This window comes from Tessaracoccus pujii (assembly GCF_054483895.1).
In genome coordinates, this window is sequence record NZ_CM137012.1 from 1076784 (window position 1) to 1090989 (window position 14206).

The following is a 14206-nucleotide window of genomic DNA, read 5'->3' on the forward strand; positions in this document are numbered from 1 at the left end:
AGGCCAACGATGACCACAGCACCCCACGTCGCGCTCTTCGCGACCTGCATCACCGACACCATGAAACCCTCCATCCCGATCGCCACAGTCAAGCTCCTCGAGCGCCTCGGCTGCCGGGTCTCCTATCCCGAGAAGCAGACCTGCTGCGGCCAGATCATGACCAACACGGGCTACTGGAAGGAGGCGCTGCCGACGGTGCGCAACTACGCGTCGTCCTTCGGTGGCTACGACTACATCGTCGCCCCGTCGGGCTCCTGCGTCGGCTCGGTGCGGGAACAGCACGCCATGCTGGCCCGCCACGCGGGCGACTCGGGTCTGGAGGCCGAGGCGACGGCCGTGGCCTCGCGCACCTACGAGCTCACCGAGTTCATCGTCGACGTCCTCGGCATCACCGACGTGGGCGCCTACTTCCCGCACCGCGTCACCTACCACCCCACCTGCCACTCCATGCGCATCGCCAAGGTCGGCGACCGGCCGCTTCGGCTGCTGAAGGCGGTGCGCGGCATGGACCTGGTCGATCTGCCATACGCGGACCAGTGCTGCGGATTCGGCGGCACCTTCTCGGTGAAGAACCCGGCAGTCTCGGTGGCGATGGCCTCCGACAAGGCCCGACATGTCCGTTCGACGGACGCGGAATACCTCGTGGCCGGCGATCACGCCTGCCTGATGAACATCGGCGGTGTGCTGCATCGCCAGCGTGCCGGCATCAAGACCATCCACCTGGCCGAGATCCTGGCCAATACCGAGGAGGCACAGCGATGAACACCCGTCGCACACCGGAGCCCGGTTCATGGTTGGGCATCCCCCCGTTCCCGGAGGCGTCGAAGGGAGCACTGGAGAACGCGGAGCAGCGAAAGAACCTGCGCCACGCCACCGGCACCATCCGCGGCAAGCGCGTCGTCCGCGCGGCCGAGGTCGACAACTGGGAGGAACTCCGCACCGCGGGGGCGCAGATCAAGGACCGCGTGGCCCGCCACCTGGAGCAGTACCTCATCCAGGCCGAGGAGACCATGACCGCTGCCGGGATCACCGTGCACTGGGCGCGCGACGCCGCGGACGCGAACCGCATCGTCTCGGACATCGCCAAGGCCAAGGGTGTGGACGAGGTCGTCAAGATCAAGTCCATGGTCACGCAGGAGATCGATCTCAACGAACACCTCGAGTCCGAGGGCATCGCCGCGTGGGAGACAGATCTGGCGGAGCTCATCGTGCAGCTCGGCCATGACCTGCCCAGCCACATCCTGGTGCCGGCCATCCACCGCAACAGGTCAGAGGTGCGGGAGATCTTCACCGAGGAGATGGGCCGCTACGGCGTTCCGGCGCCCGAGGGGATCTCCGACGACCCCACCGAGTTGACCAACGCCGCCCGGGCCCATCTGCGGGAGAAGTTCCTCCGCGCGAAGATGGGGGTCTCAGGTGGCAACTTCATCGTGGCCGAGACCGGCACGCTGGTGATCGTCGAGTCGGAGGGCAACGGTCGCATGTGCCTGACGCTGCCCGAGACGTTCGTCTCCATCGTCGGCATCGAGAAGATCCTGCCCACGGTGGAGGACCTCGAGGTGTTCCTCAAGCTCCTCCCCCGCTCCTCCACCGGTGAGCGGATGAACCCGTACACCTCGTTCTGGACCGGAGTCACGCCCGGGGACGGCCCGCAGGACCTGCACGTGGTGCTCCTCGACAACGGCCGGACCAACGTCCTGGCGGACCCGGAAGGACGGGCGGCGCTGCGCTGCATTCGGTGTTCCGCGTGCCTCAACATCTGCCCCGTGTACGAGCGGGTCGGTGGCCACGCCTACGGTTCCCCGTACCCGGGCCCGATCGGTGCGATCCTCGGCCCACAGCTGCGCGGGATGGACAATCCCAACGACAGGGCCCTCCCGTTCGCGTCGACGCTCTGCGGCGCCTGCAACGACGTGTGTCCGGTGCGCATCCCGTTCACCGACATCCTCGTGCACCTGCGCCACAAGGTGGTCGACTACAAGACCTCGAAGCACCCGACGGGTGAGCAGGCGATCATGAAGGGGGCCGGATGGGTCATGGCAGACGGGTCGCACCTGGAAGCGGTGCAGAGGGGAAGCCGCCTCGCCGGGCGGATGTTCACAGGCAAGTGGCTGGGCCCGATGCCCATCCCGATCGCATCACGCTGGCTCGAAGCCCGAGACACGGAGGCACCACCCACCCAGACCTTCCGCCAGTGGTGGAAGAAGAACCACGAAGGAGGCGCGAAGTGAGCGCGCGTGATGAGGTGCTCCGCCGCGTGCGGGCGGCAACGCAGGACGTCACCGAGAAACGTCCCGAGGTCGACGTGCCCGTCGACTGGACCTATGGGCGTCCCCTTGCCACCGTCGACGTCCTCGCGGACTTCGTCGAGAAGGTCGAGGACTACAAGGCCACGGTGACCCGGTGCGGCGAGCTTCAGGTGGGCCGGTCGCTCGTCACCGCGCTCCAGGACCTCGGCGCCACCAGCGTCGTCGTGCCGGACGGCTTCCCGGGTGAGTGGACCGGCGCCCTGCGTGCGGCGGGGCTGATCCTCTACTCCGACGAGCCCGCCCTGTCCTACGCGCAGCTCAACACCATCGACGCGATGGTGTCCACCTGCGCCGTCGCCATGGCGGACTCCGGCACGATCGCTCTCGACCATTCGGAGGGGCAGGGCCGCCGTGCCCTGTCCCTGCTCCCCGACCGCCACATCTGCGTGGTCCGCTCGGATCAGGTGGTCAGCGACGTCCCCGAGGGCATCGCCCGGCTCGCCCCGGCGCTGCGGGCCCGCCGGCCCGTGACCTGGCTCAGCGGCGGCTCCGCCACCAGCGACATCGAACTCAGCCGCGTCGAAGGCGTGCACGGACCCCGGCACCTCTCGGTGGTCCTGGTCGACTGATCCGTGCCACACCGGTGGAGGCCGGCCGCATCAGGCGTCGATGCGGTCGGCCTCCAGCGCGTAGGCGCCCTCGATGATGAACTCCTTGCGCGGCGCAACGTCGTTGCCCATGAGCATCTCGAACACCCGTTCCGCGTCCCCCGCGTCATCGACGGTGAGCCGGCGGAGTGTCCGGTGCCTGGGACTCATGGTGGTGTCGGCCAGCTGATCGGCGTCCATCTCGCCCAGGCCCTTGTAGCGCTGAGGCTCCTTGTACGCCTGCCCGCGCTTGGCCAGTTCCGCCGCCTTGCGCTGATACTCGGCGTCCGAGTAGGTGTAGATGTACTTCTCGAACCCACGCTTGGGGTTGATCAACTCGAAGCGATGCAGGGGCGGCACCGCCGAGTACACCCTGCCGGCCTCGACGAGCGGGCGCATGTAGCGGAAGAACAGCGTGGCCAGGAGACAGCGGATGTGGGCGCCGTCGGAATCCGCGTCCGCCATGAAGATGATCTTGCCGTAGCGGGCGGAATCCACATCGAACGTGCGGCCCGAGCCGGCGCCGACGACCTGGATGATGGAGGCGCACTCGGCGTTCTTCAGCATGTCGCCCACGGATGCCTTCTGCACGTTGAGGATCTTGCCGCGGATCGGGAGCAGCGCCTGGAACTCCGAGTTGCGTGCCACGTTGGCCGTCCCGAGCGCGGAGTCACCCTCCACGATGAACAGTTCCGTGGCGTCGACGTCGTTGGAGCGGCAGTCCTTGAGCTTCGGCGGGAGGGTGGAGGACTCCAGGGCGTTCTTGCGGCGCTGGTTCTCCTTGTGTGCCCTCGCCTGGACCCTGGTGCGTGAGGCGCCCACCACCTTCTCCATCAGAAGCCTGGCCACAGGACGGACCGAGGCCTTGGAGCTGGTGAGGAAGTCGCTCATCTCGCGCTCGACGATGCCGGTGACGAGCTTCAGCACCGGCGGGGTGCCCAGCACCTCCTTCGTCTGGCCCTCGAACTGGGGCTCGGCCAGGCGCACCGTGACCACGGCCGTCAGTCCCTCCATGCAGTCGTCCTTGATGACCTCCTCGCCCGCCTTGAGGAGCCGGGTGCCGTCCAGGGACTTGACGAAGGCGCGGGTCAGGCCACGCTCGAAGCCCGCCACATGCGTGCCGCCTTTCGGCGTGGCGATGATGTTGACAAACGACTTGACCAGCGAGTCGTAGCCTGTCCCCCATCGGACGGCGACGTCCACCTCCAGGTCCCGCTCCACGTCGGTAGGCGTCATGGCGCCGGACTCGTCGAGCATGGGCACCGTCTCGACGAACGAGTCGTGTCCCTGCAGCCGCAGGACCTCGGTGAGGGGCGCGTCGGGGGCGAGGAAGTCCGCGAACTCCGTGATGCCGCCCAGGTGCTCGAAGGACAGCTGCTGCGGCTCACCGGAGCGGCGATCGTCCACCTCGATCCGGAGGCCGGGCACGAGGAAGGAGGTCTGCCGTGCACGGTCGTGGAGGTGGCTGAGCGACAGCTCGGCGTCAGCGAGGAAGATCTGCCTGTCAGGCCAGTACCGCACCCGGGTGCCCGTGGTGGATTTGGTGACTCGACCCACCTTTCGCAGGCCACCCTGCGGTGTGAACGGCGCGGTAGGGCCTTCGCCGTCGAACACACCGGGTACCCCTCGCCGGAAGCTCATGGCCCAGATGGCGCCGTTCCTGTCCACCTCCACGTCGAGCCGGGAGCTGAGCGCGTTGACGACCGAGGCCCCGACGCCGTGCAGCCCGCCGGTCGCGTTGTAGGACGAGTTTCCGAACTTTCCTCCGGCGTGCAGCTTGGTGAAGACCACCTCCACGCCGGAAAGTCCGGTGCGGGGCTCGGTGTCGACGGGGATGCCGCGCGCGCGGTCCGTCACCGCCACGGAGCCATCCTCCCCGAGGGTGACCTCGATCACCTCGCCGAAGCCGGACAGCGCCTCATCCACCGAGTTGTCGATGATCTCCCACAGACAGTGCATGAGGCCGCGGGTGTCCGTGGACCCGATGTACATCGCGGGCCGTTTGCGCACCGCTTCGAGCCCTTCGAGGACCAGGAGGTTCTTCGCCTCATAGTCTCTGGAGTGTGGCTGCTTGCTCTTCGGGGTCTGCACCGGCCCAGATTACCTGGGCCTCCCGGGAACAATGTGGAGGCCCGCTACGTTGATTACCGAGAAGAAGAAAGGTGGGGAGCCCACAATGACTGAATTGGCCATGGACCCGACGCTCACCGCGATCGATCGCTGCGATCGCTGTGGCGCGCAAGCCTACCTCCGCGTCTTCCTGCGTTCGGGCGGCGAACTGCTGTTCTGCGCACACCACGCGGCCCGGCACCGGGAGAAGCTGACCGAAGTGGCCAGCCGCATCCAGGACGAGACCAACAGGCTCAGCGCGCGCTGAGCCACCGCTCGATCAGGTGACGCGCGATCGAGGCCGGACCCGGCAGCGTCACCTCTCCCGACGACACGGCGGCGGCGAGACCTCCACGGGTGAAATATGCACCTTCGGCGATCTCGTCGCCGTCGACGTTAACCCGGGCGTCCCGGGCGCGCGCCGTGAAGCCCAGCATCAGTGAGCGGGGCAGTGGCCAGGGCTGGCTGGAGACGTACTCCACCCGCTCCAGCCGGACCCCGACCTCCTCCGCCGCCTCGCGGTGGCAGGCCTGCTCCGCGGACTCCCCCGCTTCGATGAACCCGGCGACGATGGACACCCTCCCGGGTTGCCATTGCCGCTGACGCGCCAGCAGGAGCCGATCCGCCGGATCCGTGATGGCCACGATCACGCAGGGATCGATGCGTGCGAAGGCAAGCGTGCCGCACTGCACGCACACCCGGCGGGCGCCCCCCTGGTCCGGCAAAGTAGCGGATCCGCAGCGTTCGCACACCGGATCCTGGAGATGCCAGCGGCTCAACGCGACGGCGGCGGCCAGCGGGTCGTAGTCCGCCGGGTCCACGTCGCGCCAGCCGAGTGTCTCACCACCGAGCCTCTCTACGGGGCGCGCGAACCACGACCTGCCGTCGAACCGCCCCAGGTAGATGTCGTGGGGCGCCCGCTGTCCGGGACGGGGCATCGGCAGTGGCCGGCCACCCGCGGAGGCGACGTTGCCGGCGGCGTCGACCACCAACACGACGGCTCCTGACCATGCCGCGTCCAGTTCACCGGTCAGCCGCGCCGCCGCACCCCGGTCCAGGCCGGACGGCCCGCTCCAGTGGGTCATCGTGGTTCCTTCCCCGCATCCAGCGCGGCATCGATCAGGGCCACTGGGGCGTCGACGACTCGCAACTGGTCTGCCAGCACATGATAGAACGCGGCCCCCACACGCGACGGATCGATCCTCCGGGCCTCGGCCCAGGCCTGCCGGTAGACGGCGAGCTGGAGCGGATCCGCGTGTCTCTGCGAGGTCTTCCAGTCCACGACGAGGTACTCCACCCCGTCCCGGGGCCACTGGTACACGGCGTCGATCCGTCCCCGGAGGACGTGGCGGCCGCGGGCCATCACGAAGGGCACCTCCACCCCCAGAGGCACGAGGTGAGCGAACTGCCCGGCCTCGAAAGCCTCGATCAGCCGGGACACCGCGCCAGGTTCCGCCGCGGCCGCGGCGTCCACCTCGTCCAACGTCGCAGGCAACTCGAACCGGCGCTGCAGCCATGTGTGGAAGGCGTCGCCCACCCTGGCCGCCGTCGAGGGAGGCCGCGGCATGCGCCGGGCGAGGGAGCCCGCGAATCCGGAGGGGTCCGTGCGTAGCGCCATGAGGGCGGTGGTCGAGAGGCCCTCGGGGACTTCAACGTCGTAGTCTCCACGCCGCTGGAGGAGGGCGGTGAGGTGCCGCGCCGTGTCATCCCACGCGGCGACGCGGGCCTCGTCCTCCGCCGACAACGTGCCCGACTCCCAGACCCAGGACGACCGCGTGGCCGGGTCCGCGCCGATGCCGGCCGCCCGCCCCACCAGCGACGCCGCCGCCCGCCGCTGGGCCACCACCTCCGCGTCCATCGACGCGGGCCAGGACGCGCGCAGCGGCTCGGCCGGCACCGGGTTGGTATCGGTGCCCCGCCGTGCCTCGTCGAGATAGCAGCCTGCCGACGCGGCCTCCTCGCGCAGCACGGTGAAGTACGGCGACTCCAGTCTCGGGCGGATGTTGCCGGGCGTCCACACGTGACTCGAAGCCACCAGCAGGTGCTTGGCGCGGGTGGCGGCAACGTAGGCGAGCCGGTCCTCGGAGAGCCGGTGGTCCACCTTGGTGGCCTCCCGGTACGCGGCCAGGCCGTCCTTGGTGTAGTGCTGCAGTTGCGGGACACCGGCAGCGTCGCCGCGCAGTGTGGCCGGGAGGGTTTCGGCGCGGCTGGGCCAGATCCCGGAGCGGGGCTCGGACGGGAAGACCTTGTCCACCAGGCCCGGCAGGAACACCGTGTCCCACTCCAGACCCTTGGCCCGATGAACCGTCAGCAGCTTGACCGAGTCCGCCTCGGTGGGCACCGCCTGCTGGAGGCCCTCCCCGAAGTCCTCCTCCGCATCGAGATAGGCCAGAAGGCCGGTGAGCGTGCCGTCGCCGTCCACATCCGTGTAACCGGACACCTCAGCGACGAACCGCGCGATCTGGCCGGTGCCCGCCCCCGCGGCCAGCAGCTCCGCTTCCAGTCCGAGTGTGGAGACCACTCGCGTGACGAGTTCCGCCACGGGATCCGACGCGTGCCGGCGCAGCCCGGTGATCTCCCTGTGGAAGAGTGCCAGCCTGCGCCGGGCGGCGGCGCTGAACGGAAGGTCCTCCCCCGGGTCCGCGACCGCGTCAAGGAGGCACACCACCTCTCCCGGGTCCGCCTGCGTCACGGCGTGCACGAGGGCGTCGTCGAGGACCTCAGGCGCCCGCGACGACGCTCCCAGCTGCCTGGCCCGCTCCCCCAGCAGCTCCAGGTCCGCCAGCCCGAGCTGCCACCTGGGCCCAGCCAGCAGGGTGGCCACGTCGGGATTGGCGGTGACGTCGTCGATGACGCGCAGCGTCGACACGACGGGGGCCACCTCCGGCAGGCCCAGCAGTCCGCCGAGGCCGACGATCTCCACGGGCACGTCCCGCTCCCGCAGCGCCTCGAAGAGCGGAGCGAGGAGCGCGTTGCGCCGAACGAGGATGGCCTGCTCTGCCCACCCGGTGCCCGTCTCGTGCCTCGCCACCACGGACTCCGCGATCCAGTCCACCTCATCCCGGAAGGTGTCGAAGGTGGCGGCGGCCACCATCCCTCGGGGTGCGCCCTCCGCAGCCACCAGGGACACCCCGTCCTCCCCGGGGGCGGCGGCCAGACCCCGGGCAAGGGCGTTGCCGACGTCGAGAATCCGCTGGCCGCTGCGCCGATTGATGCTGAGCGTGTGCCGCGTAGCGGGGGTGCCATCGGTACGACGGAACTGGTGGGGGAACTCCAGGATGTTGCCCGAGGCCGCCCCACGCCAGCCGTAGATGGCCTGGTAAGGGTCCCCTACCGCCGTCACCGGGAAGCCCATGGCGTCTGAGTAAGGGCTGCCGGTGAACAACTCGCGGAGCAGGCGCGCCTGGGCCGCCGACGTGTCCTGGTACTCGTCGAGGAGGACGACGCGGAATCTCGCCCGGAGCTCCTCCCCGACGGCCGGGACCTGGGTGACCAGACGCACCGCCTCGCGCAGCTGGTCCGCGAATTCCACCACCCCCAACGCCCGCTTGAGCTCCTGATAGCGCTCCACCAGCTGCAACAGTTCGCGTCTCTCCGCCGTGGCGTCCAAAGCCCTGGCGACGTCGCGCATGGTTGCCCCCCGGTAGAGCGGGGCCTGGGCGAACTTCTGCTCCGTGCGGTCGCACTCCTTCTCGACTGCCACCGCGCTCACCAGGTGTGACTGCAACTCCGCGTCCAACGCCAGGACCCGTTCCGGGATGGTGTGGTGACTCAAGCGGCTGATGCTGTGGAAGGGACCGGGCGCGTTGGCCACCACCCGCGTGGCGAGCCGGAACCGGCTGGCGCCGGTGACCATCACGGGATCCCTGTCGATCCCGATCCGGATGCCGAACTCGCTGACGAGGCGGGCGGCGAACGAGTCGTAGGTCATCACCAGCTCGGCGCCCTCTCCCTCCTGACCGGTGAGCACGCCCGCCCGGTCCAGCGCCGACGCGACCCGCGAGGCCAACTCGGCCGCGGCTTTGCGGGTGAAGGTCAGCCCGAGAACCTCCTCCGGGCGCACCTGCCCCGTGCCGACCAGCCACACCACGCGGGCAGCCATCACGGTGGTCTTCCCACTGCCCGCCCCCGCGATGATCACCGCCGGCTCAAGGGGGGCGGTGATGGCGTCCAGCTGCTCCCGCGAGAACGGGATCCGCAGGGCGTCGATCAGCTGCTCGGGGGAGGTGATCCGCGCTGTCCGGATGGGGTGGACGCTCATCTCTGGGCCCCCGTCCTGGGGCCCCGGGCGGGACACGACGCGGTGAAGGCGCAGTACCTGCACGCTCCGCACTCGACCGCGTCGAACCGGCCGCCGTCAATGATGGCCACCCCTTCGGCGATCTTGTCGTGGACCCACGTGGGGCCGACGATGAGTTCGGCCTTCGGGAGAGCCGGCGACTCGTCGATCGAGGGTTGCGCCACCAGGGTGGGCAGGGCGTCACCGTCCCGGAGGAACAGCAGGGCGGGGGCGGCGACAGCCCGCTCACCCGCGGCGATGTCGTCGAACGCCCCCAGCGTGGCAGCCAGTTGGTAGATCCCGAGCTGCGCGTGATCCACGACATCCGCCTCCCGCAGCACGCGCCGGCCCGTCTTCATGTCCACGATCCGCAGGCGCCCGTCAGGCTGACGCTCCAGCCTGTCCACCGTGCCGTCCAGGAGCACCTCCCGCCCGGCCACAGTGAGTGGGACGCGGAATCTCCGTTCCACGGCCAGCAGCTCGTTGGGGGTGTGGTCGTGATAGCGCGCGAACCTGTCGAGTGCCTCGTCGATCTCGGAGCGCTCCGTGGCCGAGAGCCATTCCGTCTCGAACGGGATGCGCTCCCACACCTCGTCGAGTTTGGCGTGCAGCTCATCCGCGGTGAGGTGGTCCGTGGCGGCGTGCTTGGCCAGGAGGTGGACAACGTCGCCGACGGAGGCCTTCGAGACGCGTCCGGTGTCCGCCCTGGCCCTCCTCCCGAGGAACCAGCGACGGGGACATTCCAGCAACACCTCGAGCGACGAGCCTGTGATCACCACGGGTCCCCCCGGAACGGCTGGTGCCGACGTGGGCTCCGCGATGCCCCACCAGGTGCCCGGGTGTGCACCTGGGAACGCCGAGGTGCCGTCCGCGGCATCCACGGAGGCGAGGTCCGCGAGGCGTAGGGCGGCCGCTCGCCGCAGGCCAGGCGAGGCAGCCTCGTCGACGACCGCGCGCCGGAGGTCACCCACCAGGGCGGCCGTGGACAGCAGCATGCCCGGGCGGCCGTGGATTCGCTCCACGGGCACCCCGATCTCCGCGAGGAACCGCGACGGGTGCCCGCCTTCCCCGTCGACACCCTGCACCGCGCTGATCGACAGGCCCGTCCGGGCGCGGCTGCACGCCACATAGAAGAGCTGGCGCTCGTCAGCCAGCTGGGACGACGGCCCCCTGGGCTCCAGCCGCTCGGGACCCAGTCGCGAGGCGTCCAGCAGCATCCCCGCCCGGGTCATGCGGGGCCACAGCCCCTCCTGCACACCGATCACCCACACCCGCTCCCATTCCAGGCCGCGGGTCCGGTGCGCGGTGACGACGCGGACGCCCCGGCGGGACACGGCCAGTTCCCGCCCGGTGTCCGCCGGAATCTCCTGACCGGAGATCTCGTTGAGGAACGTCCTGGCGCCCGGGGCGCCGCGCAGCTCCGGCTGCCGCGACGCCTGGTCGAACAGTTCGACGATGGCGTCGAGATCCGCGTTGGCCCGACGGGACCCGCGCAGGGCCCGGTCCCGGAGGGTGGAGGGCCATGGGGTGGCGTCCCAGAGGCCCCACAGGACCTGCTGCACCTCCGCCTCCTCGGCCAGAGCGCGGCGCGCCTCAGCGAGGAGGGCGGCAAGCGCGCGGGCCGAGGAGGCCTCCTCGGTGTCCACGCCCTCCAGCAGCGACGGCTCGGTGAGGCAGCGACCCAGGAGAACGGAGGAGGACCCTAGGGAGCGGTGCCGCTCCAGAAGTTCCCGGCCAAGCCTGCGTTGGGACACCCCGTCGAGACCGCACAGCGGGGAGGACAGGAGGAGGCGAGCCTCGTCAGCCTCCGGCCCGTCACCCCGGGCCGCGACCGACACCGCCGACAGCAGCGTCGCGACCGCGGGTTGCTCCGCGAGCGCAATCTCGTCTCCCGAAACGTCGACCGGGACCCCGAGGCGCATGAGCTCGGCCGCGACAGCGCTGAGCTGGGCGCGGCCCGCGCGCGTGATCACCGCGAGGTCCGCCCAGGCGAGTCCCTCCACCGCGACCGAGTGGCGCAGCTCTGCCGCGACACTCGCCAGCTCGGCCGACGTGTCGTCGAACACCCTCGCGCGCACCTCTCCGGCCAGCAGGCTCGCCAGTGGCGACGGAGGGGCATACCGCGCGTCCATCCTCGAGCTGAGCGTCCGAAGGGCCTCCGCCACCCGCTGAGAGGCCCGGTGCCCCGTGCCGAGCGTGTGCAGTGTCGCGCCGGGCAGCGCAGCGAGATCCGCGACCGCCGTGGGGCTGGCCCCGCGGTACCCGCCGATCCGTTGGTGCGGATCTCCCACCGCCATGAGGGGCAGCCCGATCCGCGACAGGTCCGCCAGCAGCCCCACCTGCGCGGGATCCGCCTCCTGCGCGTCGTCGACGAGCACCTCGTCGAATGCGGCCGCCACCCCCGCCGCGACGCTCGGCTCCCTGAGCAGCAGGCGCGTCCGGTACACCAGCTCGGCGTAGTCCAGCGTGCCGGAGAAGTCCCCCACCGTCAGGTACTCCTCGACGAAGCGGGCCGCGGACGCGAACAACTCGTCCTCCGCCTGCGCGGCGTAGCGGGCGATGGTCTCCGGATCCAGTGAGAGCTGGCGCGCGCGGGCCAGCACCTCGCGCAGTTGCCGGGCGAACGCGCGCGTCCCGACGGCCGCCGTCACGTCCTCCGGCCAGGCCCGTGGAGGCATGCCGGCCAGCAGCTCCCGGATGCGCTGCTCCTGCTCCGGTGCCCGAAGGAGGCGCCAGGGGCTGTCCTCGTGCGGCCAGTAGCGGCGCAGCAGGCCCAGCGCCAGCCCATGGATGGTGGTGACCTGCGGCGACGTCTGGGCGCGGTCCACCTGCCGGGCGATCTGTCTGCGGAGCTGCTGGGCGGCGGAGCGTGAGTGCGCCAGAACGATGAGCCTGTCCAAGCTGCCGCCGGCCCGGACCCGCCGCGCCGCGGCGGCCGCGACCAGTGTGGTCTTGCCGGTGCCGGGAGCTCCCACGACCACCGACACGCCCCTGAAGGGCGCAGCCGCGGCGTCCTGCTCCGGCGTCAGGGCAGGGGGCCCCACATGGGGTGGAGGCAGGACCCGGAAGCGCATGCCCCCTATGCAACCAGCAACCACGGACAATTTCACCCTGGGCGTGGCAAGCTGGGCGGGGTGTGGGAGACAGCATGAGCGAGCGCATCGCCACGGAGATCGAGGGCCTGCCCCTCTCCCTGAGCAACCTCGACAAGCCCCTGTTCCCCACCGGATTCACCAAGGGCGAGCTGATCGCGTACTACGTCGAGATCGCCGACGTGATGCTCCCTCACCTCAGCGACCGCGCGATCACCAGGGTGCGGTTCCCCAACGGCACCGCCGGCGAGTCGTTCTACGAGAAGAACCTGCCCCCGGGTGCCCCGGACTGGGTGCGGACGGTTGACGTGTCCACCTCCGCCGGGACCGTCAGCTACGTCACCGCCGGCCGCCGGGCGGACCTGGCATGGCTGGCCAACCTGGCCGCCGTCGAGCTGCACACCCCGCAGTGGCGTCTCCGGGACGCCACCGGCTCACCCGAGGGACTCATCCTCACGGGGGCCGACGAGCCGAGGGCGAGCACCCTCGTCGTCGACCTCGACCCGGGGCCGGGCATCACGCCCGCCGACTCCGCCAAGGGCGCCATCCTCGCCGCGACCCTGCTCGCCCAGATGGGTCTCGAGGCATTTCCCAAGACCTCCGGCAACAAGGGGCTCCAGCTGAGCGTTCCCATCCGGCCCACCCCCGCCTCCGCGGTGCACGCCTTCGCGACGGCGCTGGCCCAGCATCTGGCGCAGCGCTACCCCACGCAGTTCGTCGCCACGATGAGCAAGCAGGCCAGGGCCAACCTCATCTTCGTCGACTACGGGCAGAACCTGGCCGCCCGCAACACCGTGACGGCCTACTCGGTGAGGGGGGTGGAGACGCCCTCGGTGGCCACACCCCTCACGTGGGAGGAGGTGGCCGCGCTCACCCCCGACGGCCCGCTGCGGATCAGCCCCGCGCGGGTGCTGGAGCGGGTGGCAACCCACGGCGACCTCTGGGCCCGGGCCCTCCCCACCGCGGACTCACCCGCCCTCCCACCCGCCGAGTTCTGACAGGATGAAACCAGCAGGGCCGGACGGAGGACGCATGGATGCACACCCGCAGCACTCGGCACGGGCCCACTACGTGCGCGAGCCGGCCCACTGGGTGGGCGGGGCCAGCGACACGGGCAGGCGGCACGCCACCAACCAGGACGCCATGGCGATGGCCGTCCGCCCTGAGCCGCCGCCCTCGGCCGTCCTGGCCGTGGCCGACGGGGTGAGCACTGCCCGCGGGTCGGAGCGCGCCTCGCTCGTGGCCGTGGACACCGTCGTGGCGGCACTCATCGATCCGCCCGGGGTAGCCGTTGAGGAGGCCTTCGCCCGCGCCAACCGCGCCATCCTGGAGGGCCGGGAGGACCCGTCGGCCTGCACGCTCATCACCGCGACCATCGAGTCCGGGCTCGTCACGGTCGCCAACGTGGGTGACTCCCGCGCCTACTGGCTCGGAGACGACGGCGAGGCGCGGCTGCTGTCCACCGACGACTCCATGGCACAGGCGCGCATGCTGCTGGGCATGACACGCGACGAGGCCGAACGGTCCCGCCAGGCGCACGCGCTCACGAAGTGGCTGGGGCGGCAGTCCACGGACGTCACGCCGTCGGTCACCTCCCACCGCCCCGCCGGAGCCGGGTGGTTGCTGCTGTGCACCGACGGGCTGTGGAACTACGCCAGCGCCCCTGAGGTACTGCACGGCGTCGTCGCCGCCCTCTCCCCCACCTGCGCCGGACCCGGCGCCCTGGCCGAGGCGCTGACGGTATGGGCCAACGAGCAGGGCGGCAAGGACAACGTGACGGTCATCGTCGCCCGCCTGCACGGCTGACTTGGCGGATCTGGCTAGAGTGGC

General features: G+C 70.6%; 10 protein-coding genes. 6 read left to right on the forward strand and 4 right to left on the reverse strand.

Features of this window, described 5'->3' with window-relative positions; translation table 11 throughout:
* The first annotated feature begins 9 nt into the window (after positions 1-9).
* Genes ACX1D0_RS05250 through ACX1D0_RS05260 form a run of 3 tightly spaced genes read left to right on the forward strand, consistent with a single transcriptional unit; the run spans position 10 to position 2878 of the window.
* Entirely contained in the window at positions 10-762 is a 753-nt protein-coding gene (locus ACX1D0_RS05250) for a (Fe-S)-binding protein (protein WP_459019834.1), read from the forward strand.
* Positions 759-2231 (forward strand): LutB/LldF family L-lactate oxidation iron-sulfur protein, encoded by a 1473-nt coding sequence (locus ACX1D0_RS05255; RefSeq protein WP_459019835.1) that lies wholly within the window; start codon positions 759-761, stop codon positions 2229-2231. The genes ACX1D0_RS05250 and ACX1D0_RS05255 overlap by 4 nt, the downstream gene beginning before the upstream one ends.
* Positions 2228-2878 (forward strand): LutC/YkgG family protein, encoded by a 651-nt coding sequence (locus ACX1D0_RS05260; RefSeq protein ID WP_459019836.1) that lies wholly within the window; start codon positions 2228-2230, stop codon positions 2876-2878. The genes ACX1D0_RS05255 and ACX1D0_RS05260 overlap by 4 nt, the downstream gene beginning before the upstream one ends.
* Positions 2879-2908: 30 nt before the next feature.
* Here the strand turns inward: ACX1D0_RS05260 and ACX1D0_RS05265 are convergent, their stop codons facing one another.
* Positions 2909-4987: a DNA gyrase/topoisomerase IV subunit B gene (locus ACX1D0_RS05265; protein ID WP_459019837.1), complete on the reverse strand. Its 2079-nt coding sequence runs from the start codon at positions 4985-4987 to the stop codon at positions 2909-2911.
* An 85-nt stretch (positions 4988-5072) separates the two neighbouring features.
* Between ACX1D0_RS05265 and ACX1D0_RS05270 the strand changes: the two genes are divergently transcribed.
* The gene (locus ACX1D0_RS05270) at positions 5073-5273 is read left to right on the forward strand and encodes a DUF7455 domain-containing protein (protein WP_459019838.1); all 201 of its coding nucleotides are present in this window, start codon (positions 5073-5075) and stop codon (positions 5271-5273) included.
* Here the strand turns inward: ACX1D0_RS05270 and nudC are convergent.
* From nudC to ACX1D0_RS05285, 3 genes are read right to left on the reverse strand one after another with little or no spacing between them, the layout of a single operon-like run.
* On the reverse strand, positions 5260-6090 hold the full coding sequence (gene nudC / locus ACX1D0_RS05275) for an NAD(+) diphosphatase (protein ID WP_459019839.1): 831 nt from the start codon (positions 6088-6090) through the stop codon (positions 5260-5262). The genes ACX1D0_RS05270 and nudC overlap by 14 nt on opposite strands.
* A complete protein-coding gene (locus ACX1D0_RS05280; RefSeq protein WP_459019840.1) occupies positions 6087-9266 on the reverse strand; it encodes an ATP-dependent helicase in 3180 nt (1059 codons plus the stop codon). The genes nudC and ACX1D0_RS05280 overlap by 4 nt, the downstream gene beginning before the upstream one ends.
* A complete protein-coding gene (locus ACX1D0_RS05285) occupies positions 9263-12358 on the reverse strand; it encodes an ATP-dependent helicase (protein ID WP_459019841.1) in 3096 nt (1031 codons plus the stop codon). Before ACX1D0_RS05285 ends, ACX1D0_RS05280 begins: the two co-directional genes overlap by 4 nt.
* 74 nt (positions 12359-12432) lie before the next feature.
* Between ACX1D0_RS05285 and ligD the strand changes: the two genes are divergently transcribed.
* Both ligD and ACX1D0_RS05295 read left to right on the forward strand, forming a co-directional pair.
* Positions 12433-13374: a non-homologous end-joining DNA ligase gene (ligD, locus tag ACX1D0_RS05290; RefSeq protein WP_459019842.1), complete on the forward strand. Its 942-nt coding sequence runs from the start codon at positions 12433-12435 to the stop codon at positions 13372-13374.
* A gap of 34 nt (positions 13375-13408) precedes the next feature.
* A complete protein-coding gene (locus ACX1D0_RS05295) occupies positions 13409-14182 on the forward strand; it encodes a PP2C family protein-serine/threonine phosphatase (RefSeq protein WP_459019843.1) in 774 nt (257 codons plus the stop codon).
* Positions 14183-14206 lie beyond the last annotated feature (24 nt).